We start from the raw sequence: 25,221 nt of genomic DNA on the forward strand, positions 1-25,221 counted from the left end.
CGGGGAAAGGCCCCGGCCGCCGGTGGGTGCCGGCGGCCGGGGCGGGGGGTCAGCGGACGCCGATGGTCCGGCTGCCCAGGACCTTGGGCGCGGTCGCCGGGGTGCCGGTGACCGGCCAGTAAGGCAGGGCGGTGGTGGGCGCCGAGGCCCGCTGGATCAGATAGGACGTGCCGGCCCGCGCGGGAACGGCGAAGGTCGTCCCGGTCTGATCGCTCAGCACGGTGGCGCCGGAGCCGTCCACGACCGTGACGTTCTGGCCGGGCCAGGGGTTGCGTACGGTGATGGCGCCGTCCGCCCCCGCCTGGACCGCGACGGTGACCAGGTTGCCGTTGCGGATCTGGACATGCGCCTTGCCCTTGTGCTGGATGTACACCGTCCCGTCGGCGCTCCAGGTGCTCGGCCAGCCGGGTGCGACGCGCAGCGTGCCGTCATAGTCCTGGACCAGCGCCTCGCCGATCGCCGCGGCGGTCACGCCCAGCTGCTCCAGGTACGGGTTGGTCGTCTTGCTGACATCCCAGCTGGCGAACCCGTTGGCGAAGACCTGGTACTTGTTGACGTTGGCGATGAGGGCGGTCCGCATGTCGTTGCCCAGGCCCAGCCGGGCCGCGTGCAGCGCGTCGTAGCTCCAGTCGGTCTCGGTGATGTAGCTGCGGTGGCTGAAGGTGCGCTTGGCCAGGTCCGACTGGTTGCCGCTGTCGCCGATCAGGTTGTAGGGCCACACCGCCTCCAGGCCGAGGTTCTCCACGTTGTGCTTGGCCGCCGTCGGCTGCGCGGACAGGGCGATCATGTCGTTGCCGCCCGCGTCGCTGGACGGGGTGAGCACCTGGGTCTGCCCGAAATCGGTGCGGGGCAGCGGCCGGATCTTGGGGATCGCCGCCTGCAGCCGGCTCACCAGATCCGAGTCGAGGCCGAGGGTCTGCGCCGCCGACACCGTGACCGGGAACAGCGCCTGCATCGCGGCCACGTCGGTGACCGGGTCGTTGACCGCCCACTGGGTCTCGTGGGCGTTGGAGGTGGTGTGCAGCAGGCCGTCGGATCCGGTCTTGGCGTGCGACAGCAGGAACTTCGCCGAGTCCCGCATGACGGGGTAGTTCGCCGACAGGAACGAGCGGTCGTCGGTGGCCAGGTAGGTCTGCCAGATCCACAGCCCGATCTCGGCGCCGCTGGTGACAGTCTGGGAGTTGTACGACGGGGCGATGCGCGACTCGCAGGACTCGTTGCCCGAGTACCAGGTGCCGTTGCCGTTGAACCGCATCGTCTCGGGCACGCAGATGCCCTCGTGACCCGGGTAGTGGGCGCTGGTCCAGGCCGTGATGTTGCTCAGGTTGGTGCGGTACAGGGTGAACATCGGCGAGTTCAGGGCGAAGGCGCCGGCCGAGAGGTTGGCCTGCATCATCATCCGCAGGTTCCAGAACCAGTACCCCGCCGGGTACCAGGGCTGGGTGTCCTGGCCGACGTTGAACAGGTTGGCCTCACCGGCCTGGGTGCCGGGGAGGGCGTCCCGGTTGCTCGCGGCGATGCTGAACAGGTACAGCGTCCGCATGTTCTCGAAGTACTCGCCGGACCCGTCGCTGGAGGTGATCTTGATCAGTCCGGTCGAGCTCCAGTAGTCGTGCCACCACGACAGGGTGCTCGCGGCCAGGTCCGCCGAGGCGCGGGTCAGGTCGCCTCCCAGCAGTGTGGTCGCGGTGGTGAGGGCGTTGCCGCCGGTCCAGCCCGGGGACACCACGATGACCCGGAACGACCCGTCGCCGTTGGGCTGGAAGCTCACCTGCGCGGTCCGCGAGTCGGGGTTGGTCGCCCGGACGTTGCGCCCGCCCGCGCTGAGGCCCGCCATGGTCCCGAACGTCCTGCCGGAGGTGCCGTTGCCGCCGTTGCCGTCGGTCCAGGTCTCCGAGAGCGTCGCCACCGAGCCGGACGCCTGGGCGCTCGGGTTGCGCGGGCTCCACAGCTTCACCTGCGCCGTCTGGGAGCTGTTCGGATCGGCGCCGGTGACGTCCACCACGAGCTGCGCGGTGTCGGCGCGCACGTAGGCCTTCAGCGTCATGCCGCCGCCGGACTCGTACAGCGTCCCGTCGTACATGTCCAGGTAGCCCTTGAAGTCCGAGGCGCCGGTGAGCCGGCTCAGCCCCGGGATGTACACCTGACCCGGCGACTTGCGGTCGGGGAAGGTGTCGTTGCGGTTCAGCTGCGCGGTAAACCCGTTGGCTCCCCACGCCGCCACTCCCAGAGTGCCGTTCCCCAGCGGGATGAACTGGGTGGAGCTGGTGTTGGCCCGGTTGAGCACGATGTTCGACCGGCGCACCACGTTCGGGGTGTCCACCACGAAGGCGCCGTTCTGCCACGCGGTCGTGGTGGCTCCCGGTGACGGAGAGACCGACGGGCTCGGCGTGGGGGTGGGGGTGACCGTGGGCGTCGCCGTCGGCGTCGGCGTGGGTGTGGGCGTCGGGGTCACGGTCGGCGTCGGCGTCGGCGTCGGGGTCGGCGTCGGCGTCGGGGTGGCGGGGCCGTTGCAGGTGGTGCCGTTGAGCGCGAAGTCGGTCGGCACCGGGTTGGAGCCGGTCCAGCTTCCGTTGAACCCGAAGGAGACGCTGCCGCCCGCGGGGATGGCGGCGTTGTAGGCGGCGTTGGTCACGGTGACCTGGGAGCCCGACTGGGCGGAGGTTCCGTTCCACAGCTGGGTGATGCTCTGCCCGGCGGAGAACGACCAGGTCAACCGCCAGCCGTCGACCGCGTCGCCCAGGTTGTTAACGCTAACATTTGCTCCGAAGCCGCCGTCCCACTGGCTGGAAACGGTGTAGGTGACACGGCAGGCGACGGCCGCGACGGCGGAGGTCACCGGAGTGACCACGGCGGCGACGGCGGCGAGCGCGGCCACGATGGCCGTCAACGCCGACCGCGGCCGGTGGGGGATGACTCGCATGCGGGTTCCTCAGAGACGGTGGACGGATGCGCGGGGCACGGGAGGGTGGTCACGAGCTGTTGTTAGCGCTAACATCCTCGTTCGGCCCGCACGGCGACTCCGAGCGTGGAAGGCGCTGTGCGCGGAGCCAATCCGACGCCGCGAGGTACGTCAACGATCCGCGCTCGCACCCGTGCGGCGTTCGGGCCCGGCACCAGGCCCCGACCTGCGGTTGAGGCCGCGTACACGGCCAAGGCCGTCGGCGCGCGGTCTGTAAGTTTCACTCTCGCGGGCATTAACGTACGGATTCCCCGGCCCGGGGCCGGTGCCGCATAACGTGCGACGCCGCGATCGAGGATGTGCGGGCGTGCTCTGCTGTCGGTGACGGCCATCACCGGACAGCGGCCTGCGTGCCTGAGGACGACAGAAAGCCTCGCCGCCATTTCGACACGTATTCACGCCGTGTCCGGTGAGCGCGTTTCATGGAGAAGCCGTAAGGGCGGAAATTGGCTGGTGCAAGTTGTTCGCTCTTAAACTACTGGCATGACCGCTTTGGAAGAGTCATCCGCGTTCGGCGCCGAACCGCTGACCATCGCGGAGCTCGCCCAGCTCGCCGGGGTGTCCACGGCGACGGTCTCCAAAGTGGTGAACGGCCGCTCGGCCGTCGCGCCGGAGACCCGCGCCCTGATCGAGGGCCTCATCCGCGAGCACGGCTACCGCAGGCAGCGGCGCCGGATCAACCCGGCCGCCCAGGTGGAGCTGCTGTTCCACGAACTGGCCGGCGACTATCCCACCCAGATCATCAAGGGGGTCGGACGGGTGGCCCGCCAGCACCGCCTGGCCGTGACGGTATCCGAGCTGCGCAGCGGCCACGGCAGCGGCGGCGACTGGGTCGAGGACGCGCTCAGCCGCCGCCCGACCGGCGTCATTGCGGTCTTCTCCAGCCTCACCGACCTGCAGCACGACCGGCTCGCCACCCGGGGCATCCCCCTGGTCCTGCTCGATCCCCTGGGCGACCCGGCCCAGCCGGTCCCCTCGGTGGGCGCGGGCAACTGGACCGGCGGGCTCGCGGCCACCCACCACCTGCTCGAACTCGGCCACCGGCGGATCGCCGTGATCACCGGTCCGCCCCACGCGCTGTCCAGCCGCGCGCGGCTCGACGGCTACCGCGCGGCCCTGGACACGGCCGGCGTGCCGGCGGACCCCGACCTGATCTGCCAGGGCGACTTCCAGATCCAGGACGGCGTGACCAACACCCACCGGCTGCTACGCCTGGCCGACCCGCCCACCGCCGTCTTCGCCTGCAACGACGGCCAAGCCATAGGCGTCTACCGCGCGGCCTACGAGCTGGGGTTGCGCATCCCGGACGACCTGAGCGTCGTGGGGTTCGACGACATGCCCCAGACGCGATGGACGGTCCCGCCGCTGACCACGGTCCACCAGCCGCTCACCGAGATGGCCGCCGCCGCCGCCGACATGCTGCTGACGCTCGCCAGAGGCGAACCTCTGGCGCGCGACCGCATCGAGTTCGCCACCGACCTGGTCGTCCGCGACAGCACCGCTCCTCCCCGGCGCCAGGGCCCGGCGGGGCGACGCCAGGGGGTCAGCCCTTGAAGGCGCCGTCCATGATCCCGGCCACCATGCGCCGTCCGACGAAGACGAACAGGACGATCAGCGGCAGGGTGGCCAGGAAGGAGCCGGACATCGCCAGCCCGAGGTCGATGCTGAAGTTCGTCTGCAGCGCCTTGATCGCGATCTGGACGGTGTACATCTCCGGCGACTTCAGCACCACGAACGGCCACAGGAAGTCGTTCCAGGCGTAGACGAACCCGATCAGGCCGAGAACGAACGCGGCCGGGCGCACCAGCGGGAACGCGATGCGCCAGAAGATCTGCCAGGTGGTCGCCCCGTCGATGCGGGCCGCCTGGAGGATCTCGTCGCTGATCGCGTTGGCCATGTGCTGGCGCATCCAGAAGATCCCGAACGCGTTGGCCAGGCCCGGAACGATCAGCGCCTGCAGGGTGTCCACCCAGCCCAGCGAGGAGATGATCATGTACTGCGGGACGATGGCGAGCTGGGTGGGCACGGTCATCGTCAGCACGACGAGCAGGAACAACAGGTCGCGGCCGCGGAAGCGCAGTTTGGCGAACGCGAAGCCCGCCAGCGCGCAGAACAACGCCTGACCGATGGCGATCGTCCCGGCCACGACCAGGCTGTTGATGATCGACCGGACGAACGGCACGGTCGAGAACACCAGGCCCGCGAGGTGGAAGAAGTTGCCGCCCGGGACGACTCTGGGGGGCAGCTCCGTGGCCGCCGCGGTGTCGGTGGTGGCGACGACGAACATCCAGTAGAGCGGGAACACGCAGGCGAACGCGGCCAGGACCAGCAGGGCGTAGACCCACCATCGCAGGCGGTCGCCGGACCGCGGTGTCGTCCTACTCATGATGGCTCCCTCATGCCCTCTCCGGGCGGGTCCGGGTGGACAGGAAGTAGTTGAGGCCGGCGAGCGCCACGACCATCACGAACAGCGCCACGCCGATGGCCGCCGCGTACCCGAACTTGAACTGGGTGAAGCCCTGCTCGAACAGGAAGAGGGTCAGCGTCTGGCACTGGCGGATCGGCCCGCAGGTGCTCGGCGCGCTCCGGGAGATGAGCAGGGGCTCGGTGAAGGTCTGCAGCCCGTAGATGGTCGAGGTCACGATGGTGAACACGATGACCGGCCGCAACGCCGGGATGGAGATGTGCAGGAACTGCCGCAGGGTGCCGGCGCCGTCGACGGCGGCCGCCTCGTAGATCGTCCGGGGGACGGCCTGCAGGGAGGCGAGGTAGAGCAGCGCCGTGTAGCCGAACCACCGCCAGGTGATCATCACGGCGATCAGCACGTGGCTGCCCGCCACCGACTGGATGAAGTCGATGTGCCCGATGCCCACCAGGCCGAGCAGCCAGTTCAGCAGCCCGTAGTCGCGGTCGAACATCTGGGCGAAGACGATCGCGGTGGCGGCCACCGAGGTGATGTACGGCACGAGCATCGACATGCGGAAGAGCGTCGCGAAGCGCAGCCGGACGTGGTTGAGCAGGTGCGCCAGCACGAGCGCCACCAGCAGTTGCGGCACGGTCGACAGCACCCAGATGCTGACGGTGTTGCGCGCCGCGTTCCAGAACCGCACGTCCTGGAACAGCCGCGTGAAGTTGTCCAGGCCGACGAACACGTGCTCGCCGATCGGGTTCCAGTCGAACAACGCCACGTAGAAGGTGAACAGCAGCGGGATGAGGCCGAAGATCGCGAAGAGCACGAAGAACGGGGCGATGTAGGCGTAGGGGGCCACCAACTCGGTGAGGCCGCCCCGGGAGGTCTTGGTCACCGGCGCAGGTGGGGGCGGCGCCGCCTTGGCAGGGCTGATGCTCGTCGTCACGGGTGTGGTCGCTTCCCCGCCGCCGGTGCCGGGCGTCCGGGACGCCCGGCGCCGGCGGCGCTCGTGGCAGGGGGTCCTAGCCGCCGATCGCGTTCTTGATGTTGGTGACCGCCGCGTCCCACGCCTTCGCGGGATCGCCCTTGCCCTGCTCGACGTTCTGCAGGGCGTTGCCGAACTCCGTGCCGATCGTCGTGCTGTCCGGCCCGATGAGGAAGGGCTTGAGGCCGAGCAGTGAGTCGGTGTAGATCTTGCCGAGGGGCGCGCCGGAGAAGAACGGGTCCTCGACCGAGGTGAGCTTCGGGTCCTTGTAGACCGACGGGGTCGCGGGCAGCGACCTGGCCTGGGCGAAGTGGTCGAGCTGGCCCTGCGGAGACTGCGTGGTGGAGATGTAGTCCCAGGCGGCCTTCGGGTTCTTGGCACCCTTGGGGATGGCGAGGAAGCTGCCGCCCCAGTTGCCCGACCCGCCGGGGATGGTGGCGACGTCCCAGTCGCCCTTGGTGTCGGGGGCGTTGTCGCGGATGGCGCCGAGCATCCAGACCGGTGCGGCGATGGCGGCGAAGTCCCCCTTCTTCATCGCGGCGCTCCAGCCGTCGGTGAAGGTGCTCTGCTTGGCGGTGATCCCGGCGGCCATTGCCTTGAGCGCCTCGTCGAAGGCCGTCTTGACCTGCGGGCTCCGCTCGTACACCAGACCGCCGGAGGGGTCGTAGTACTTCTCCTGCCCCTGGTTGACCACCTGCGCGAAGACGCTCGTGGCGGCGTTGTCGACGAACGCCTTGCCGGTCGCGGCGGTGTACTTCTTGCCGGTCTCGATGAAGGCGTCCCAGGTGGGCCAGAGCTTGCCCACCTCCTCGCGGCCGGTCGGCAGCCCGGCCTTCTTGAACAGGTCGGCGCGGTAGGCGATGGCCATGCCGCCGACGTCGGTCGGGATGCCGATGATCGAGCCGTCCTTGGCCGTGGGCTGGCTGATCACCCAGTCGAGGTAGTCGCCCTTGACCTTGTCGGCGCCCAGCGTGCGCAGGTCGACGAAGTTCTGCGGCTGCTGGACGAACTTGGGCAGGTCATCGCCCTGGATCAGCACCAGGTCGGGGACCTTGCCGCCGGCGAGCGCCGTCGTGAGCGCCTGCGCCGTCTCCTGCGCGTTCCCCACCTCGGTCAGCTTGATCTGGATGTCCGGCCTCTTCGCCTTGTACTCGGCGGCGGACCCCTTCGCGTTGATCCCGGTGAACGACCAGAACTCGAACGTCTTGGCGTCCGCCGCTCCTCCGGAGGCCGTCCCGGTCGATGAGCCGGAACAACCTGCCATGGCGAGAGTGGTGGCCGCGGCGATCGCGGCCACGGAGACGATGCGGGACTTCACGGCGACCTCTTTCACATGCTGTGGTCAGGGGGTTGGGGTCGTCAGAACCGGTACGAGGGGCTGTGGTGCGTTCAGCACCCTTGCGGGGGACGCGAGATCGGAGCGAAGGGGGTGCGGTGCATTTCTGCGCTCCTCAAATTTCGGCCGCGAGACCGACCGAAACCAGGCCAGAGCTACACCGATCTATGCCGAGTTCCGCGTCGGCAGGCCTGTTCAGGCCCGCGACTGTGGCACCGGCTGGCTTCGGAGCTCGGCCCGAAAAACGGCGGAAGGGTGGGCCGAAAACTGCCGAGCGCCATGCCGATCGTTAGTTCGGGACCCTAGGCCCGGGTCAAGGCGAGCGTCAATAATGTTCAGGCAACACCTCTGAAACAATCGGCTTGTAGCCGCAAGTTTCGGAACTACACTGCGGCCATGAGCGCGATGACAGAGCCCGCCTCTCCCGCAGATCCGCCCCATGCGCTCACCCTCGCGCAGATAGCCGAGCTGGCGGGCGTGTCCACGGCCACGGTGTCGAAGGTCCTCAACGGCAGGACCGAGGTGGCCCCCGCGACCCGCACCCTGGTGGAGGGGCTGATCCGCCGGCACGGCTACCGGCGGCAGAAGAAGCGGCCGAAGGCGGCGGCCCTGATCGAGGTGGCCTTCCACGAGATGGACGGCCCGTGCGCCATCGAGATCATCAAAGGCGTCCAGCGCGTGGCGCGCGAGAACCACCTGGCCGTGGTGCTCTCGGAGATGCGCGAGCGGCCCACACCGCCCCGCGGCTGGGTCGAGGAGGTGCTCAGCCGCAGGTCATGCGGGGTGATCGCCATCTTCTGCGAGCTCACCGACGCCCAGCGCGCGCAGCTGCGCACGCGCGACATCCCCGTGGTGCTGGTCGATCCGGCCGGGGCCCCCAACCGCGTGCCGTCGGTCGGCGCCGGGAACTGGTCCGGCGGCCTCGCGGCCACGCGTCATCTTCTCGACCTCGGGCACCGGCGCATCGCCATCATCACCGGGGCGCCCCATGTCCTGTCGAGCCGGGCCCGGCTGGACGGATACCGGGCGGCGATGGACGCGGCGGGGGTGCCCGTCGATCCCGCCCTGGTCGTGGCGGGCGACTTCGACGTGGCCGAGGGCCTGGCCCACGCCCGCGCCCTGCTCGCCCTCCCCGACCCTCCCACCGCGGTCTTCGCCGGCAACGACGCCACGGCCGTGGGCGTCTACCAGGCGGCCGACCAGGCCGGCGTGCGCATCCCGCACGACCTCAGCGTGGTCGGCTTCGACGACCTGCCCATGGCGCAGTGGCTGGTCCCGCCGCTCACCACGATCCGCCAGCCCCTCACCGACATGGCCGCCGCCGCGACCGGCATGCTGGTCGCCCTCATGGACGGCGGCCGCCCGCCGCAGACCCGGCTGGAGTTCACCACCCAGTTGGTCACCCGCCGTAGCACCGCCCCACCGGCGGCCGGCTGAGCCTGCGAAACATTTTCGCGGAGGTGACGGTTTCCGGCTCCGCGGCGCACTCAGATCTCCCCCGTGGGCGGGCCGGCGGCGGGCGCGGTGAACTCCCGCTCGACATCCGCGACGACCGGACGCGCGTTCCACAGCAGCGCCGCCACCAGTACGGAGGCCAGCAGCGCCGTCACCGCCTCGGTGGCCACCAGTGTCACTCCGCCCGCCACGACCAGCAGGCAGGCGTTGGCGAGGGTCACCGCGGGGCGGCGCGAGAGGAAGTACGCCGCGAGCCGGGCGACGTCCGCCGCCCGGAACGCGAACAACGAGCTGATGACCAGCGCGCCGGCGGCCCACAGGGTGGCCGCCACCGCCACCGCCGCCAGCAGCGCCGCCCACCACCCGGGCACGCCCGCCGCGCCGAGGTTCGCCAGGGTCGTGGCGACGATGGCCATCCAGACCAGATACGGGATCCACAGCTTCAGCACGCCGCCGAGGTTGGCCCGGTACCCCCGCCAGAACGCCGCCGCGGGCCGCAGATCGGCGAGGTCCCGGCCGCGGCGGTGCAGGGCGTACAGGGCGGCGGAGAGTGCGGGACCGACGGGCAGGGCGCAGGCGACCGCCAGTGGCAGGTTGCCGGCCGACCGGTCGAGCAGGACGAGCCCGGCCAGGCCGGGCAGGGCGGCGGCCAGGAACGACAGCTCGACGACCAGCAGGGTGTACACCAGCGCCGACACCCTCGACACAGGGCCCTCGCCGAACCGGCGCCCGGCCGCCGCCTCGCTCACCCGTGGTCCTTCTTGAACCGCTCGTAGGCGGTGGTGACCAGGGTCATGTAGGTGGTCATGTTCTTGCCCTCGAGCTCCTTGACGTAGGCGTCCCACTCGCCCAGGTCGCGCTCGCCGAGGATGAACTTCAGGGTGTTCTGGGTGACGTGGTCCTTCAGCGGCGTCTCCCACAGGGAGGCCTGCTCGCGCTCCTCGTCGGTGAACGGGTGCGGCGGCTCCACCGGCCAGGGCTTGCGGGTGTTCATCACGTTCTGGAAGGCCATCTCCTCCTCGGAGAAGGTGGAGTTCAGCAGCTTGGTGGTGCCGCCGTAGGCGAAGACGCCGTTGGAGAAGCCGAAGTCCTTCTGCAGGTGCTTGGGCGCCCCGGGGTTGAGTCCGACGAAGTCGACGTCCTTGGCGAGCTTGTAGGCGCCGGAGGAGTCCTTGGTGAACGTCGTGCCCTCGACGCCCCACTTGGCGAACTCCTGGCCCTGCTCGGAGTACCACAGCCAGTCGATGAACTGCATCATGGCGACGAAGTTCGGGTTCTGCAGGGCCTTCTTGGAGATCATCACGCCGTTCTCCAGCCGGCTGCCGATCTTGTACTCCCCGACCGGGCCGATGGGCACCGGGATCTTGGCGATCTTGGCGCCCTCGACGGTCTTGTACAGCGTCGGGCGGTAGTCGTTGATCAGCGACTGCGCGTTGGTGCTGATGACGAACGACTTGCCGGAGTTGAACTTCTGCTCGGCCTGCTCGTCCTGCTGGGTGAAGCTCTCGGGGTCGAGCAGCTTCTCGTCCACCAGCTTGCGCAGGTACTCGATCATCTGCTTGTACTGCGGCATGGCGCCGGTGTAGACGAACTTCCCGGCGGTCGCGTCCCAGGTCGCGTGCTGGTACTCCCACCCGCCCTTGGTGCCGTACGCCTGGGCGATGAGCTTGAGCAGGTTGCCGCCCGGGTTCGGGACGCTCCACCGGTCGGTCATCGGGTACAGGTCGGGGTACTCCTTCTTCATCGCCTTGAGCATGGCGTAGAAGTCATCCAGGGTCTTGGGGACCTCCAGCTTCAGCTTGTCCAGGATGTCGGTCCGGACGGCGAAGGTGTACTCGGGCCAGATCTCCTCGTGCATCCCGGGCAGCAGGTAGAAGCGGCCGTCGGACTGCCGCAGGGTGTCCAGCTCGGGCTCCATCCGCCACTTGGCGACCAGGTCCTTGAAGTTCGGCATCAGGTCCAGGTAGTCGCTGACCGGCAGGACGGCGCCGGAGGCGACGAACGCCTCCTCCTGCGGGTGGTAGGTCTTGGGGATGATGAGCGGTGCCTGACCCGAGCCCACCAGCAGGCCGCGCTTCTTCTCGTAGTCGCTCAGCGGCACCGCGACGGGCTTGATCGTCACGTTGGTCCGCTTGGTGAGCTCCTGCCAGAACAGCCAGTCGTTCTTGAGCGGGTAGAACGGATGGTTGTTGTAGAGCACGTCGAACGAGACCGGCTGCGTGGCCTTGAACTGCTGGCCCACGCCGTAGCTCGCCATCGCGCCCGCCTTGTTCGCGGACTGGCCGGCGGCGCCCTTCTTCGGAGCCTCTTCCTCACTGCAACCGGCGAGCACGAGAGTGAACGCGCCCAGACCGATGATCGCCTGACGTCGTGAGATGTCGCGCATTTGGGGGGTTCCTTTGCCGTGGGGACTGGACCGGGGACTAGCCCTTGACCGCGCCGAGCAGCACTCCGGAGACGAAGTACCTCTGGACGAAGGGGTAGACCGCGAGGATGGGAAGCACGGTGAGCATGATCGTCACCGACTGGATGTTGGAGGCGGCCTGCGTCATCTCCGACAGCCCCGCGCCGGTGGACTCGGCGCCGGTGGCCCCCGCGATGAGGTTGCGCAGGTAGATGGTCACCGGGAACAGCTCCTGCTCGTTCAGGTACAGGAACGCCGTGAACCAGGAATTCCAGAACGAGACGGTGTAGAACAGCACCATCGTGGCGACGACCGCCTTGGACAGCGGCAGCACCACCCGCCACAGGACGCCGTAGGTGTTCAGCCCGTCGATCGCGGCGGCCTCTTCCAGCTCGCTCGGCAGGCCCTCGAAGAACGACTTCATGACCAGCAGATTGAAGACGCTGATGGCGTTGGGCAGCGCGATCGCCCAGATGGAGTTCGTCAGGCCGAGATTGTTGACCAGCACGTACTGCGGGATCAGGCCGCCCGAGAAGATCATGGTGAAGACGGCCGCCCAGATGAGGACCTTGCGGCCCCTGAGGTGCGGCTTGGACAGCACGTACGCGTAGGAGGTGGTCAGTACCATCGCGATGGCCGTGGCGACGACGGTGTAGAGCACGGTGTTGCCGTAGTTCCGCCAGAACATCGGGTCGGCGATGACGATGCGGTACGTCGTCAGGTTGAACCCGCGCGGGAGGAGGTTGACCTGCCCGGTGATGATGTAGCGCTCCGAGCTGAACGAGCGGGCGACGATGTTGACGAACGGGTACAGCGTCACGATCACGACGCCGGTCAGGATGACGGCGTTGACCACCTGGAACGCGCGGTAGCCCCGGCTCCTGGCGATGGTCACCACAGGCCCGCTCCCACCGTGCGACGGGAGATCAGGTTCGCCGAGGTGATCAGCACCACTCCGACCAGCGCCTCGAACAGTCCGATCGCGGCGGCGTAGCTCAGGTTGCTGGACTCCACGCCCATCCGGTACAGGTAGGTCGAGATCACGTCCGCGGTCGGATAGGTCAGCGGGTTGTACAGCAGCAGGACCTTCTCGAAGCCCGTGGTCATGAACGTGCCCATGTTGAGGATCAGCAGCGTGACCGCCGTCGGGCGGATGCCGGGCAGGGTGACGTGCCAGGTCTGCCGCCACCGGCCGGCGCCGTCGATGCGCGCCGCGTCGTAGAGCTGCTCGTCGATGGTCGTCAGCGCGGCCAGGTAGAGGATGGTCCCCCAGCCGACGGTCTGCCAGACCTCCGAGGAGACGAAGATCGTGCGGAACCAGTCGGGCTTCTGCATGAACGCGGTGGGCTCCCCGCCGAGCGCCTTCACGATCTGGTTCACCGGCCCGTCGATGGCCAGCGTCTGCATGACGATGCCGGCCACGATGACCATCGACAGGAAGTGCGGCAGGTAGGACACCGACTGCAGGAACCGCTTGACGCGGCGGCTGCGCACCTCGTTGAGCAGCAGCGCCAGCACGATCGGCAGCGGCCAGCAGAACAGCAGGGTCAGCCCGCCGAGGACGAGCGTGTTGGTGAACACGTTCCAGAAAGTCGGGTCACCGAGGAACATTTTCACGTACCGCAGGCCCACCCAGGACTCGCCGAAGACGCTGCCGCCCGGCTCGAACCGCCGGAAGGCGATCACGTTGCCGATCATGGGGCCGTACCGGAAGACCAGGAAGAACAGCAGCGGCAGCACCGCCAGCGAGTACAGCTGCCAGTCGCGGCGGATCGCATGCCGCCAGGTGCCCGGCCGCGCGTGCCGGCGGCCGGGGTCCGGGCGCGCCGGACGGGTCTCCGGCGGGTCGTCGAGTGTGCTCGTCGTGCTCATTACGCGCCCTCCGAGGCGGCGCCCGTCGTCGCCGGCGGGAGCGGCGCCTTCGCCCGCTCGGCGGGAGAGGGCCGGGTGTCCCGCCACCGCTCGGTCGCGGGGCTGGTGTCGTCCGGTGCGTGGCCCCTCATGTCACCCCTTCGGCCGAAAATTTCAACGAAGGTCTTTCAATATTTCGGCAACGTAAGGGGGAGCAAGGAAACATGTCAAGGGGGTCATCAACTGCTATTTCCTCGCCCGATCGGCCGCTGCCCATGGACTCGTTTCCATGGGTTGGACCTGGTTCTGCGGCGGTTTTCCTGAAACTTTCGAAGACCGGGCGGCCATCGGCGCGCCCACGACGTCCAGGGGCCGGACCCGATCTGGAGTGATCGATCACCCTGCTTGCCGCCGTATGGTAGTGATCGATCACTATGGTGTCAACGGTGGTCCGTCCGCCACCGGCTAGGCTGTTCGGCGGAGCGAAGGAGGGTCCCGTGGGCCAGGCTGAGACGCCGCGCATCACCATCCACGAGGTGGCCCGGCGAGCCGGCGTCTCCCACCAGACCGTCTCCCGGTACTTCCGCCACAACGAGGGGTTGAAGCCCGAGACCCGCAAGAAGATCGACCTGGTCGTCGCCGAGCTCAACTACCGGCCGAACCTGCTGGCGCGCTCCATGCGCACCCGCCGCACCAACCGGCTGGCGATCACCCTGCCCGCCTCCACCTACCTGTGGCCGGCGCGCCTGCTCAGCGCCGCCTCGGCGGCCGCGCACGCCGAGGGCTTCCAGCTGGAGGTCGTCAGCGTCGAGGGCGATCCCCGCGCCCGGGCCGAGCGCACGCTGGAGCTCGCGGGCTCGGGACAGGTCGAGGGCATCCTGTCCCTGACGCCGCTGGAGATCGCCCCCGCGGCGTCGCCGGTGCCCATCGTCGCCACCGGGGCCTACGACGACGACCTGCGCGGCGTCAACGAGCTCGCGGACGCGTCCCCGGTGCGCGAGATCATCGAGCATCTCGCGTCGCTGGGCCACAGGGTCTTCTTCCACATCGCGGGCGCGCAGAACTTCACCTCGGCGCGCAACCGCAAGCTGGTCTACGAGGAGACCATCCAGCGCCGCGGGCTCACCTCCTACGGCGTCGCCATCGGCAACTGGACCGCCCAGTCGGGCCACGACGCGGTCCGCCGCCTTCCCGAGGCGAGCGGAGTGACCGCCATCATCGCCGCGAACGACCACGTCGCCATGGGCGCCGTACGCGCCGCCCTCTCGCGCGGCTGGCGGGTTCCCGAGGACGTCAGCGTGTTCGGCTGGGACGACGAGGAGATGGGGCGCTTCGCCACTCCCTCGCTGTCCACGGTGGCCGTCGATCGCGAGGTCCAGGGACGGGAGGCCATGGCGAAGCTCATCGCGGAGGTCCGCGGCGAGCCCGCCCCGCCGCCGTCGGTACGGTCGATCAACCGCATCATCCTCCGCGAGACGGTGGGCCCGCCGCCGTCCGCGCGTCGATGACCGGCGGGAGGGGCGGCGGACGAGAGGCGGGAAGGGCGGCGGGACGAGCGGGGTCACAGCGCGAACTCCGCGCCGAGGTCGTCGAGTTCGGCGCGCTCGCAGAGGCGGTCGATGAAGACATAGCGGTGCGCGAGCTCCAGGACCTCCCCGTCGGCCAGCGTGAACTCCTCGTCGAAGGCGGGAGACGGGCTGATCACGGCGAACGGCTCCCGGCGCACGAACCACTTGATCGGCACCGGCGCGCTGGACCGCCCGGCCACGGCGAGCACGGTGCCGCCTCCGTCGATCTCGTCGTGCCGGCCGGCCAGGGCCAGCCACGCGGCCTCGGCGCCCATCATCTCCTCCCCGCCCCGCCCGCCGGCGCCGATGATCGTGCCCTGCGTCCACGACCGGGGACCGCGCCAGAAGAACCCCGCGTAACCGGCCGCCGGCCGGCCGTGGGTGGTGGGGCTGCCGAACTCCAGGGCCGCGCCGCGGACGTTGCGCAGCCGCGTCGTGAAGTCCAGCGCCCAGATGCCGCGGGCGGCGTCCACGCCGTGGAACACCTGGCGGCGCCGCTCGGCGATCCACCGCTCGCCCGCCGCCGTGACCCAGTGCAGGGTCTCCTCGACCGTGACCCGCCGCCCGTCGCCGGAGACCTCGGTGAAGTCGACATGATCGATGTGACCGAGGTTATCCTGCCACTGGTAGCCGGTCTCCGCCGAGAAGCTCGGGCCGCCCCAGAAGTTCTGCCCGGACAGATGAGCCCAGGTCATCTGCAGTCCCTTGTGCCAGCGGTGGTCCCATGGGCGGTGGACCGACATGGGCGCGCCGGTGAGGCTGCGGATGGGATGCAGGTAGGGCTTGGGCGCCTCGGCGCCGGGCGCGTCCGGGTGGTAGACGTAGTGCGCGATCCGCACGTCTCCGGCGGTGACGATCAGGGATTTGCCCGCGTCGCGGACGGTGAGGGCGGGCTCAGGCACGGCTGGTCTCCTCATGGTGCAGGCGGTCGGTGGCGTTCGACGGGTCGCCGCCGTTGAGCGAGTGGTAGAAGGGGTTGCCCTCGTCGAGCTCGGCCCGGGTGACCGGGCGTCCGGTCAGGGCCGACTGGTACATCCCGGTGATCAGCTCAAGGACGCGCCTGCCGTCGGTGCCGGCGGCCGGAGGGCGTTCGCCGGCCGCCATGGCGGCCAGCAGCGCGGCGAGCTGGGCGCGGTGCGAGCTGGGCGTGTTCCCGGCCGGCGCCCAGCCGGCGATCCTGCCCGTGTCGGTGACGTGCGGCGCGGGCGTCCACCGCCAGTGGGAGTCGTCGTAGCCGTAGAGGTGCTCGACCTCGACGGTGGCGTCGGTGAAGTCGAAGCGCAGGTAGCTCGTCTCGCGGGGGGACAGGAGGCTGTTGACGATCGAGCCGATGGCGCCGGAGGCGAAGCGGACGATCGCGAACGACACGTCCTCGGTCTGGACCCGCCGGTCGAGCGTGGCCGCCACGGCGTGCACCTCGTGCCAGTCGCCGAGCAGGTGGAGCAGCAGGTCCATCTGGTGGATGCCGTGGCCCATGGTGGGCCCGCCGCCCTCGGTCTCCCACCTGCCGCGCCACGGCACCTCGAAGTAGTCGGGCCCGCGGTACCAGAGCGTGTTGCACACCGCGACCAGCGGCCGGCCGAGCTCGCCGTCGGCGATGTGCCGGCGCAGCCGCCGCGCGGCGCCGCCGAAGCGGTGCTGGAAGACGTAGGCGGCGTACGGCCCGCCGTCCCGCTCGCGGGAGGTGATCTCGTCGTACTCCGCCAGCGACAGCGTCGGCGGTTTCTCACACCACACCCACGCGCCGGCGTCCAGGCTCGCCAGCACGGCCTCGCGGTGCGCGACCGGCGGCGTGGCGACGACGACGAGATCGGGGCTCTCGCGGGCCAGCATGTCCGCCAGGACGGTGTACCGGCCCGGGACGCCGTGGGCTTCTGCCAGCTCGTCCGCCCGGCGGGAGTCGACGTCGCACACGGCGACGACCTGTACGGCGTCGCCCGCCGCGGCCAGGGCGGGCAGGTGGGCGACGCGGGCGATGCCGCCCGCGCCGACGACGGCGACGCGAACCGGGGACGACGACTCCGACACGAATGCTCCCTCAGGAGACGGGAAAGTGATCGATCACTTTTTCGGTTCAACATAGTTACGAGCGCTTTGAAGTGTCAACGCCGATCTGAACGTTTCATCCCGGCGACGGCCCGAAACCGGCGCATGGACCTGATCGGCCGATCGGAGGCGGCGCTCGGGCGCCTACCCCGCCGAGGCGTGCGGCACGTCACCGGCCAGGGGCATCCCATGACCGGTGAGGCCGGCAACGGACGCCTCCGGCCGCAGGTCGGCGCCGGGCCGGGCATCGGGAGTGCGCGGCGCCGACAGCAGGGGAACGGTGGTCGACTCGCGGATGACCAGGTCGCAGGGGTACAGATGGCGGCCGGGCGAGGGAGTGCCGTTGATGCCGGCGAGCAGGATGTGGGCCGCCGAGCGACCGAGCCCCGTGAGGTTCATGTCGATGCTGGTCAGCGGCGGCTGGGAGTACTCGGCCATGATGTCCCAGTTGTCGAACCCCAGGATCGCCACGTCCTCGGGCACGCGGCGCCCCGCGGCGCGCAACGCGTCGGCGGCTCCGCGGCCGATCTGGTCGTTGCCGCAGAACACCGCGTCGAACTCGATGCGGCTGGACAGCAGGATGCCGACGGCCTGGCGTCCCCAGGTCTCGGTCCAGGCGCCGAACATCGGGGGCGTCACCAGTTCCAGGCCCTCCTCCGCCAGCCGGTCGGCCGCCGCGGCGCTGCGCAGCCGGGAGGAGTTGTGCTGCTCCGGGCCGGCGATGTGCGCGATGCGCGTGCGGCCGATGGCCAGCAGGTGCTCGATGCCCTTGCGGACGCCCCCGGCCTCGTCCGGCTCGACGGTGCAGTCGCGCGGATCGGTGGAGCCGATGTAGGCGTACACGACGGGCACGGGGAGGTTCGCGCCGATGGGCGCCCGCGGCCGGGTGCGCCGCCCGGTGACGATGATCCCGTCGACGCGACGGCTCAGCAGGGTCTTGAGGTAGTACTGCTCGCGGATGGGGTCGTCACGCCCGTCGCACAGGAAGACCGACATCTGCCCGGCGCCCAGCGCGTCCTCGGCGCCCATCAGGACCGGGAGGCTGATGCGGCCCATGCGGTCGGTGGTGATCATGCCGACGGTGTAGGTGCGGCCGGAGGCGACGCCGCGGCCGGCCGGGCCGACCAGCACGTTCAGCTGCCGGGCGGCCTCCTTGACCCGCGTGCGGGTCTCCTCCCGCAACGACCCGCGCCCGTTGAGCGCCTTGGAAGCGGTGCCCACCGACACCCCGGCCAGTGCGGCGACGTCGGCGACCGTGGCACGACGCTCCCGTCCACCCACAGCACTTCCTCCCTTGTCCGCTTCGCGAACCTCGGATCTCACACGACCGGAAGCCTTTATTGAACGCCCCGTAAACATGCTATATAGCCTTTCGGCGGGGTCTACGGGAAGACGGTCGCGGCTATTCACCGGGCCTCACGCCGGTGACCCGCGTTTTCGGCGCCGTCGCGAGGTTTCCTCGCCAGGCCTTTGGCGTCAGTGAATCCGGCGCCCCCGGGCGTCCGGCACTCCCGACTTGCGGAAGAAATAGGCGTTGATCTGGTCGCGCCACTCCTCCGCGCACCGGAGCTGCTCGTCGAACAGCTCGCGCACCCGGGCGTGCAGGCCGGCGGGCACCGACCCGGCGCCGGCCAGACCGGCCCACAGCGACCGGGCCTCGGCGACCTGTTCCACCCCGGCGAAGTGGGTGTCGTAGATGTGCTGGATGACGGTGGACCCGTCGCGCAGCACATGCCCGTAGGGCACATGGTGGAAGAACAGCAGCAGCTCGTCCGGGCACCGCTCGGCCGACTCGTACACCTGGGACCAGGGCCGCGGATACTGGCCGGTGAAGCCGGTGCCGGTGGCACGGGTGCGGTCCACGCCGACGCCGTCGCGGTCGGCGAAGTGGTAGGTGCCCCACGGCGTGTACTCGTACCCGTCCACGTCAGGGCCGTAGTGATGCCCGGGACGCACCATGAAGCCGACGCCGAGCGGCGCGGCGTACCGCTCGTAGGTGCGCCACGAGCCGTCCATGATCGCGTGCAGCGTGCGCCGCAGCCGCGCGGCCTCGCCGGTCTCGCCGGTCTCGCCGGTCTCGCCCGCGTCGCCCGTCTCGCCGGTCTCGCCGGTCTTCGATGGCGCGAAGGTCAGTTCGATCCACTCGTCCAGGATGGCGACCGGGTCCGCCCAGGGCGCCCACGCGAGCCGGCCGAAGGCGTACAGGTTGGCCTGCGCGAGCGGGTGACCGGTCCAGAAGTGGTCGTCGCCCACGTTGGACACCCCGACGAGGCCGCCGCCCTCCCGCGCCGCGTCGTCCGCCGTCGCGCCGGTGACGATGTTCGCCACGGCGGGGCCCGCGGTCCCCCAGGGGCGGAACGCCAGCACCTCGCTCCACATGGGGGCGAGGTAGCACACGTGCCGCTGCTGGCCGGTGTACTCCTGGGTCACCTGGACTTCCACGGCCAGGCGGGTGCCCGGCATGGCTGCGAGGAGGGGAGAGACCGGCTCGCGCGGCTGGAAGTCCATCGGGCCGTGCTTCACCTGGAGGATCACGTTGTCGCGGAACAGTCCGTCGAGGGGGGCGAAGTGGTCGCGCGCCGCGCGGGCCCGGTCGGTCGACCGGTCGCGCCAGTCCTGCCGGTGGTCGTACACGAAGGCGCGCCAGTGGACCACCCCGCCGAACGGCGCCAGGGCGTCGGCGAGCGTGTTCGCGCCGTCGGCGTGGCTGCGCCCGTAGGCGAACGGGCCCGGCTGTCCCTCCGAGTCGGCCTTGACCACGAATCCGCCCAGGTCGGGGATCGCCTGGTAGGCCCGTTCGGCGGCCCGCGCCCACCACGTACGCACGTCGTGGTCCAGCGGGTCGGCGGTCGGCAGCCCGCCCAGGACGACGGGCGAGGCGAACCCGGCCGACAGGTGCACCCGGACGCCGTACGGCCGCAACCGGGCGGCGATCGCGGCGACGTCGCCGAGCCGGTCGGTCAGCAGACGGGCCTCGGCGGCGTGCACGTTGACGTTGTTCACCGTGACGGCGTTCACCCCGCACGCGGCCAGCAGCCGCGCGTACGCCCCCACCCGGGCGAGGTCGCCGGTCAGGGCGCCGTCCCGCCAGAAGATCGACCCGCCCGCGTAGCCGCGCTCGACCTGGCCCATCACCGGATGCACCTCGACGTTGTCCCAGTGGTCGAGCATGCGTCGCCGCGTCGCGGGCCGGTGAAGCTCCCGCGGCCGGGCGGCGCCGAAGGCCCGCTCGCCGAGTCGCACGAGGTGGAACAGGCCGTAGAGCAGACCGGCCGGCTCGTCGGCGAGCACGACCGTGACGCCGTCGTGGCGGGCGACGACGAACCCCTCCTCCCCGATCGGGCGGTCGTCGCCCTCGTGGGCAGGCCACTCCGTCCGCAGTCTCCGCACGGCGTCCGGCACCGGCTCGGCCCCGGTGAGCGTGAGGACCAGATCGAAAGGCCCCTCTTCCGCGCCGCCCGGGACGTCCGCGTCGCCCCCGACGTCGGCGCACGGGGATCGGTCGCCCGTCGTGCCGGGCGCCGAGTGCCGCACACCGCCGCCGTACCGGGCGCAGGCCCGCGCCACCTCGTCGTGCACGGTCTCGGCGAGCGGGCCGCCGCCGCACACGAGGGTGCGGCGCGAGCCGATCGGCCGGAACGCCTCCGGCGGCAGCCACGCCGGGTGGACCGGGGGCGGATCGTCATGAGCTGCCGGGCGGACTTCGAAACTTTCGGGATGATCCATCGACACCGCGGAAACCTAAGCGCTCGGTCGCTCCCGGTCAAGGGCGTTGTCAGACGGCGATGACCGGCATCGCTCCCCCGTGGGAGTTCCCGCCGGCCCCTCCGGCCCCCGGGCGGCGCGGGCGAGGGCGCCCCGAAACTTTCGGAAGCGACGCTCCTCGACGGCGGCCGTACACGGTGAGCGGCCGGTTCGTCCGGTCGTTGTTGACGCTCCACGTGGCCCTGCCTAGCATCCAGGCAGCGAAGCGGTGCCTCACTTGCGGTCCACCGCGGTTGTGGCGAACATTCCCCCTGTCAGGCCTGCCCATCGCCGTTCCCGGGATCCCACCACGGCAGCACGGAGCCTTTCATGTCCCGCATGCAGGAAGAATCCCACCGCCCTCATGGCGGTCGCCGCGGCGGGAGCGCTCAGGCGGGCGACGCCCGCATGCGCGCCTTCAGCCGGCGCGTCGGCGGCCTGGCGTTCGGCGGCGACTACAACCCCGAGCAGTGGGACCCTTCCGTCTGGCGGGAGGATGTCCGGCTCATGCGCGAGGCCGGGGTGAACCTCGTCTCGCTCGGCGTCTTCGCGTGGGCCTCGCTGGAACCCGAGCCCGGCAAGTACGAGTTCGGCTGGATGGACGAGGTCATGGACCTGCTCCACCAGGCCGGCATCGGCGTCGACCTCGCCACCCCCACCGCCGCGCCGCCCGTCTGGCTGACCCGCGAGCACCCGGAGGTCTTCCCGGTCATGGCCGACGGCGAGTCGTTCGGCTTCGGGAACCGCCTGCACTACGACCCCTCCTCACCGATCTACCGCGAGCACGCGGCCGCCATCACCACCCAGCTCGCCCGGCGCTACTCCTTCCACCCGGCGCTCGCCATGTGGCACATCGGCAACGAGTACGGCCCCACGGCCTACAACGAGGCGGCCTCGGTCAACTTCCGGCGGTGGCTCCGGCAGCGGTACGGCGACCTCGGCACGCTCAACGACGCCTGGACCACCCGCTTCTGGGGGCAGGTCTACACCGACTGGGACCAGATCGAGGTCCCGAGCATCCCGCGGGCCTGGATGAACCCGAGCCGCATCCTCGACTTCAAGCGCTTCACCTCAGACGCGCTGCTCGAGTGCTACATCGCCGAACGCAACATCGTCCGCTCCTTCCGCGCCGACATCCCGGTCGTGACCGACTTCATGTCCTTCTACCGGCACGCCGACTACTGGAGGTGGGCGCGCGAGGAGGACGCGGCGGCCCTGGACATCTACCCCGACCCCGCCCGGTCCGACTCGCACGTGTCGGCGGCCTTCCAGTTCGACCTGTTCCGCTCGCTCAAGGGCGGCCGGCCCTGGGTGCTGATGGAGCAGGCCGCGAGCGCGGTCAGCCAGTGGCGGCTGAACGTGGTCAAGGAGCCAGGGCGGATGCGGCTCGGGTCGCTCCAGGCGGTGTCGCGCGGCGCCGACGCGGTGATGTTCTTCCAGTGGCGCGCCGGCCGGGGCGGGCAGGAACGCTTCCACTCGGCGATGCTGCCCCACTCTGGGCCGGGCTCGCGCACCTTCCGCGAGGTCACCGGTCTCGGCGGCGAGATTAAGCTGCTCGCGCCGGTGGCGGGCGCCGCCACCCGCGCCGACATCGCCGTCCTGTTCGACTGGAACGGCTGGTGGGGCCTTGAGGAGGTCGGCGGGCTGCCCCGCAACGACTTCAGCTACGCCGACACCGTGATGCGCCACTACACGCCCCTGTGGGAGCACCACCATGCCGTCGACGTGGTGCCACCCGGCGGCGACCTCGGCGCGTACAAGGTGCTGGTCGTGCCCAACGCCTACCTCATCGACGACCAGGGCGTCCAGGCCGTCACCGCCTTCGCCCGCTCCGGCGGCACCGTCGTGATGTCCTTGTTCTCCGGCGTCGTGGACGAGTCCAACCGCGTGCGCTCGAACGGCTATCCGGGGGCGTTCCGCGACCTCATCGGCGCCAAGATCGACGAGTACTGGCCGGCGCGTCCCGGCGAGGAGTTCGCCGTCCGCTTCGCCGACGGCCGCACGACGACCGCGACGTGGTGGCGCGAGGACCTCTATCTGGAGACCGGGACGGCGCTGGCGACCTACACCGACGGGCTGCTCAAGGGCCGGGCCGCGGTCGTCGCGAACGCCTACGGCGCCGGGCGGGTGGTCTACGTCGCGACCCTGCTGGAACAGGACGCCTTCGCGGGCGTGCTGCTCGCGGAGGTGGAGGCGGCGGGCGTGGAGAGCCGCTTCCGCGACGTCCCGGCCCATGTCGAGTGCGCGGTGCGCGAGGACGAGCGGCACGAGTACCTGTTCCTGCTCAACCACGGCGCCGACGCCGCCACCGTCCCGCTCCCCCGTCCCGGAATCGACCTGCTGACGGGAGCCCCGGTCGCCGGCGACGTCGAGCTCGCGCCGCTCGGCGTGGCGGTGATCCAGTGCCGGCGGCCGTCCGCGCTGACGGGGGTCGGCGCGGACGCCTCCCGGCGCCCGTCCGCCCCGGCCGGGTGATCGAGGCGCATCTGGTGGATCAACCGGTCGCGTCGGCCGTCCAGTTCCGCACCACGGGGGCGTATTCGGCGGGCTTGTCGGCGACCTTGGCGCCGGGAGTGACCAGCCAGCTCTGGTAGGCGGGCGTGAACATCTGGTAGAGCGACCGCGGCGGCACCGCGCTCGCCTCGTCCAGCTCGGCGCGGAGCTCGGCCGGCAGCTCGAAGTCGAGCGCGGCGAGGTTGGCGTCGAGCTGGGCCGCGCTGCTCGCCCCGACGATCGCCGAGGCGATGCCGGGCTGGGTGGCGACCCAGTTGACCGCCACCTGAGCCATCGTCACCCCGAGCTTGGCGGCCACGCCTTCGAGCGTCGCCAGGAGCCGCCATGCCTGGTCGGTGTAGGAGCGTCCGGACGAGCCGGTCTCGCCCAGCCTGCCCTCCCCGGCCAGTCCCTGGTCGGCCTGGCGGTACTTGCCGGTGAGGAAGCCGCCGCCGAGCGGGCTCCACGCGGTGAGGCCCAGTCCGAGCTCGCGCCCCATCGGGACGTGCTCCACTTCGATCGTCCGGTCGATGAGCGAGTAGGGCAGCTGGAGGCCGACCATCGGCACGAGGGAGTTGGCCTCCGCGTGGCTCTGGGCCCGCGCGGCGTACCAGGCCGGCACGTCCGACAGGCCCGCGTAACGGATCTTCCCCGCACTGGTGAGGTCGTCGAAGGTCCGCACGACCTCTTCGACGGGGGTGATCCGGTCCCAGGTGTGCAGCAGGAACAGGTCGATGTAGTCGGTGCGCAGCCGGCGCAGCGACGCCTCGACCGCGCGGATCATGTGCTTGCGGCCGTTGCCGCCCGCGTTCGGGTCCCCGGGGTCGACGCTGTTGGTGAACTTGGTGGTGAGCACGACCCGGTCGCGCACCTTGGCCTCGGCCATGAGGTCGCCGAGGATGGTCTCGCTCTGGCCGGCGGTGTAGAAGTCGGCGGTGTCGACGAAGTTCCCGCCCGCTTCGAGGTAGCGGCGGAAGATGGCGCGCGCCTCCTCCTCGGTCTTGCCGTAGGCGGCGTGGAAGCCGGCGGTGCCGAAGTTCATCGTGCCGAGTGCCAGCCGGCTGACGCGGAGCCCGGAGCGTCCGAGCAGGTAGTAGTGGTTCATGGACATGAGAGCTGTCACTCCGTTCGGGTGCGGGCTCGCGGGTGCCGGCGGTTTCCGGCTCGCGGTACCGGCCCCTTTCCGGCTCGTGCGAGCGGCCGGGATTCCTCGCGTGCCTCCCGGTGCGGGACCGATACGGTCCACAGCTTGTGCACCCGAAAATGGACTGTCAAGTCCAAAACCGCAGGTCGGAGCGCCTGCGACGTTCCGTCAGGCGGGCCCGCGACCCGTCAGGCCGGCCCGCGGTCGCCGGCGCCGAGGTGGGCGATGCCGATGTCCAGGGCGGCCTCCAGGTGCGCGGTCGAACCGGTGGACATCTGGATCAGGACGCCTCCCTGGACGCCCGCGAGCAGGGCCGCCGCCGCGCGGTCGGCGTCCAGGGCCGGGTCGATCTCGCCGGCCTGCTGCATGTGGCGCACGCCGGCGGCGATCTCGGCCTGCCAGCTGCGCATCAGCTCCGTGACCACGGCCTGGGCCCCGGGCGTGACGCCGCCGAGTTGCGACATGACGGCGTTGAGCGGGCACAGCGTGCCCTGGGCGCGGTAGCGCTCGATCACCCTGTCGCGCCACCGCCACCAGGCGGGCCAGGACGACAGGTCACCCAGCTGGGGTTGCTGGTCCTCCAGCACGCGGTCGGCCTCGAGGCGGGCCACGGCCAGCAGCAGCTCCTCCCGGCCGCCCGGGAAGTAGTGGAACAACTGGCTCTTGCTCGTCGTGGTCCTGGCGAGCACGTCGTCGAGGGTGGTCGCGACCACCCCGTGCTCGCGGATCTGCGCGGCCGCGCCCTGGAGTATCCGCTCCCGCGTCGCGGCGCCCTTGCGGGTCAGCGCAGGCATGACACCTCTCCCAGACTGGATGTTCCGGT

19 protein-coding genes are annotated in these 25,221 nt (G+C 70.5%); 4 read left to right on the forward strand and 15 right to left on the reverse strand.

What is annotated here, in order from left to right:
• Nucleotides 1-49 precede the first annotated feature (49 nt).
• Nucleotides 50-2,923 carry a cellulose-binding domain-containing protein gene (locus tag ABZT47_RS18360; protein WP_354842946.1) on the reverse strand — a complete coding sequence of 958 codons (2,874 nt, stop codon included), beginning with the start codon at nt 2,921-2,923 and terminating at the stop codon, nt 50-52.
• 522 nt (nt 2,924-3,445) lie between these two features.
• Between ABZT47_RS18360 and ABZT47_RS18365 the strand changes: the two genes are divergently transcribed.
• Nucleotides 3,446-4,516, forward strand: a complete 1,071-nt coding sequence (locus tag ABZT47_RS18365; protein ID WP_354842949.1) for a LacI family DNA-binding transcriptional regulator — start codon at nt 3,446-3,448, stop codon at nt 4,514-4,516.
• Here the strand turns inward: ABZT47_RS18365 and ABZT47_RS18370 are convergent.
• The 3 genes from ABZT47_RS18370 to ABZT47_RS18380 all read right to left on the reverse strand — a co-directional run bounded on the left by ABZT47_RS18370 (nt 4,506) and on the right by ABZT47_RS18380 (nt 7,675).
• Nucleotides 4,506-5,348: a carbohydrate ABC transporter permease gene (locus tag ABZT47_RS18370; RefSeq protein WP_354842952.1), complete on the reverse strand. Its 843-nt coding sequence runs from the start codon at nt 5,346-5,348 to the stop codon at nt 4,506-4,508. The two genes, ABZT47_RS18365 and ABZT47_RS18370, sit on opposite strands and share 11 nt — an antisense overlap.
• 10 nt (nt 5,349-5,358) lie before the next feature.
• Nucleotides 5,359-6,318, reverse strand: a complete 960-nt coding sequence (locus ABZT47_RS18375) for a sugar ABC transporter permease (protein WP_354842954.1) — start codon at nt 6,316-6,318, stop codon at nt 5,359-5,361.
• A 76-nt stretch (nt 6,319-6,394) separates the two neighbouring features.
• The gene (locus tag ABZT47_RS18380; protein ID WP_354842957.1) at nt 6,395-7,675 is read right to left on the reverse strand and encodes an extracellular solute-binding protein; all 1,281 of its coding nucleotides are present in this window, start codon (nt 7,673-7,675) and stop codon (nt 6,395-6,397) included.
• A gap of 414 nt (nt 7,676-8,089) precedes the next feature.
• Between ABZT47_RS18380 and ABZT47_RS18385 the strand changes: the two genes are divergently transcribed.
• Nucleotides 8,090-9,130 carry a LacI family DNA-binding transcriptional regulator gene (locus tag ABZT47_RS18385; RefSeq protein ID WP_354842960.1) on the forward strand — a complete coding sequence of 347 codons (1,041 nt, stop codon included), beginning with the start codon at nt 8,090-8,092 and terminating at the stop codon, nt 9,128-9,130.
• 50 nt (nt 9,131-9,180) lie between these two features.
• Here the strand turns inward: ABZT47_RS18385 and ABZT47_RS18390 are convergent, their stop codons facing one another.
• From ABZT47_RS18390 to ABZT47_RS18410, 5 genes are read right to left on the reverse strand one after another with little or no spacing between them, the layout of a single operon-like run.
• Complete coding sequence (locus ABZT47_RS18390) at nt 9,181-9,897, reverse strand: hypothetical protein (protein ID WP_354842963.1); 717 nt, start codon at nt 9,895-9,897, stop codon at nt 9,181-9,183.
• The gene (locus tag ABZT47_RS18395; protein ID WP_354842965.1) at nt 9,894-11,534 is read right to left on the reverse strand and encodes an extracellular solute-binding protein; all 1,641 of its coding nucleotides are present in this window, start codon (nt 11,532-11,534) and stop codon (nt 9,894-9,896) included. Before ABZT47_RS18395 ends, ABZT47_RS18390 begins: the two co-directional genes overlap by 4 nt.
• A 37-nt stretch (nt 11,535-11,571) precedes the next feature.
• Nucleotides 11,572-12,447, reverse strand: coding sequence for a carbohydrate ABC transporter permease (locus tag ABZT47_RS18400; protein WP_354842968.1), 876 nt, complete (start codon nt 12,445-12,447; stop codon nt 11,572-11,574).
• A complete protein-coding gene (locus ABZT47_RS18405; RefSeq protein WP_354842971.1) occupies nt 12,444-13,424 on the reverse strand; it encodes an ABC transporter permease subunit in 981 nt (326 codons plus the stop codon). Before ABZT47_RS18405 ends, ABZT47_RS18400 begins: the two co-directional genes overlap by 4 nt.
• Nucleotides 13,424-13,555 (reverse strand): hypothetical protein, encoded by a 132-nt coding sequence (locus ABZT47_RS18410; protein WP_354842974.1) that lies wholly within the window; start codon nt 13,553-13,555, stop codon nt 13,424-13,426. The genes ABZT47_RS18405 and ABZT47_RS18410 overlap by 1 nt, the downstream gene beginning before the upstream one ends.
• A 345-nt stretch (nt 13,556-13,900) precedes the next feature.
• Here ABZT47_RS18410 and ABZT47_RS18415 point away from each other — a divergent pair, with 345 nt between their 5' ends.
• Nucleotides 13,901-14,911 carry a LacI family DNA-binding transcriptional regulator gene (locus ABZT47_RS18415; protein ID WP_354842976.1) on the forward strand — a complete coding sequence of 337 codons (1,011 nt, stop codon included), beginning with the start codon at nt 13,901-13,903 and terminating at the stop codon, nt 14,909-14,911.
• A 53-nt stretch (nt 14,912-14,964) separates the two neighbouring features.
• Here the strand turns inward: ABZT47_RS18415 and ABZT47_RS18420 are convergent, their stop codons facing one another.
• From ABZT47_RS18420 to ABZT47_RS18435, 4 genes are all read right to left on the reverse strand, one after another.
• Entirely contained in the window at nt 14,965-15,873 is a 909-nt protein-coding gene (locus tag ABZT47_RS18420) for a PmoA family protein (protein ID WP_354842979.1), read from the reverse strand.
• Nucleotides 15,866-16,999, reverse strand: a complete 1,134-nt coding sequence (locus ABZT47_RS18425) for a Gfo/Idh/MocA family oxidoreductase (protein ID WP_354842981.1) — start codon at nt 16,997-16,999, stop codon at nt 15,866-15,868. The genes ABZT47_RS18420 and ABZT47_RS18425 overlap by 8 nt, the downstream gene beginning before the upstream one ends.
• A gap of 162 nt (nt 17,000-17,161) precedes the next feature.
• A complete protein-coding gene (locus ABZT47_RS18430) occupies nt 17,162-18,298 on the reverse strand; it encodes a LacI family DNA-binding transcriptional regulator (RefSeq protein ID WP_354842983.1) in 1,137 nt (378 codons plus the stop codon).
• 195 nt (nt 18,299-18,493) lie between these two features.
• On the reverse strand, nt 18,494-20,743 hold the full coding sequence (locus tag ABZT47_RS18435; RefSeq protein WP_354842986.1) for an alpha-glucuronidase: 2,250 nt from the start codon (nt 20,741-20,743) through the stop codon (nt 18,494-18,496).
• Nucleotides 20,744-21,091: 348 nt separating this feature from the next.
• Here ABZT47_RS18435 and ABZT47_RS18440 point away from each other — a divergent pair, with 348 nt between their 5' ends.
• A complete protein-coding gene (locus tag ABZT47_RS18440; RefSeq protein ID WP_354842989.1) occupies nt 21,092-23,236 on the forward strand; it encodes a beta-galactosidase in 2,145 nt (714 codons plus the stop codon).
• A 19-nt stretch (nt 23,237-23,255) separates the two neighbouring features.
• Here the strand turns inward: ABZT47_RS18440 and ABZT47_RS18445 are convergent, their stop codons facing one another.
• Together ABZT47_RS18445 and ABZT47_RS18450 are read right to left on the reverse strand one after the other, a co-directional pair.
• On the reverse strand, nt 23,256-24,365 hold the full coding sequence (locus tag ABZT47_RS18445; protein WP_354842992.1) for an aldo/keto reductase: 1,110 nt from the start codon (nt 24,363-24,365) through the stop codon (nt 23,256-23,258).
• A 221-nt stretch (nt 24,366-24,586) separates the two neighbouring features.
• Complete coding sequence (locus tag ABZT47_RS18450) at nt 24,587-25,192, reverse strand: TetR/AcrR family transcriptional regulator (protein WP_354842995.1); 606 nt, start codon at nt 25,190-25,192, stop codon at nt 24,587-24,589.
• Between the last annotated feature and the right edge of the window lie 29 nt (nt 25,193-25,221).

The organism is Sphaerisporangium sp. NPDC005289, assembly GCF_040607455.1.
GTDB lineage: Bacteria > Actinomycetota > Actinomycetes > Streptosporangiales > Streptosporangiaceae > Sphaerisporangium > Sphaerisporangium rhizosphaerae.

Excerpts from the sequence above, each read along its gene's own strand:
- ABZT47_RS18360 (WP_354842946.1), bottom strand. The coding sequence starts at position 2,923 with ATGCGAGTCATCCCCCACCGGCCGCGGTCGGCGTTGACGGCCATCGTG.
- ABZT47_RS18365 (WP_354842949.1), top strand. The coding sequence starts at position 3,446 with ATGACCGCTTTGGAAGAGTCATCCGCGTTCGGCGCCGAACCGCTGACC.
- ABZT47_RS18370 (WP_354842952.1), bottom strand. The coding sequence starts at position 5,348 with ATGAGTAGGACGACACCGCGGTCCGGCGACCGCCTGCGATGGTGGGTC.
- ABZT47_RS18385 (WP_354842960.1), top strand. The coding sequence starts at position 8,090 with ATGAGCGCGATGACAGAGCCCGCCTCTCCCGCAGATCCGCCCCATGCG.
- ABZT47_RS18395 (WP_354842965.1), bottom strand. The coding sequence starts at position 11,534 with ATGCGCGACATCTCACGACGTCAGGCGATCATCGGTCTGGGCGCGTTC.
- ABZT47_RS18405 (WP_354842971.1), bottom strand. The coding sequence starts at position 13,424 with ATGAGCACGACGAGCACACTCGACGACCCGCCGGAGACCCGTCCGGCG.
- ABZT47_RS18410 (WP_354842974.1), bottom strand. The coding sequence starts at position 13,555 with ATGAGGGGCCACGCACCGGACGACACCAGCCCCGCGACCGAGCGGTGG.
- ABZT47_RS18435 (WP_354842986.1), bottom strand. The coding sequence starts at position 20,743 with ATGGATCATCCCGAAAGTTTCGAAGTCCGCCCGGCAGCTCATGACGAT.
- ABZT47_RS18440 (WP_354842989.1), top strand. The coding sequence starts at position 21,092 with ATGTCCCGCATGCAGGAAGAATCCCACCGCCCTCATGGCGGTCGCCGC.
- ABZT47_RS18445 (WP_354842992.1), bottom strand. The coding sequence starts at position 24,365 with ATGTCCATGAACCACTACTACCTGCTCGGACGCTCCGGGCTCCGCGTC.
- ABZT47_RS18450 (WP_354842995.1), bottom strand. The coding sequence starts at position 25,192 with ATGCCTGCGCTGACCCGCAAGGGCGCCGCGACGCGGGAGCGGATACTC.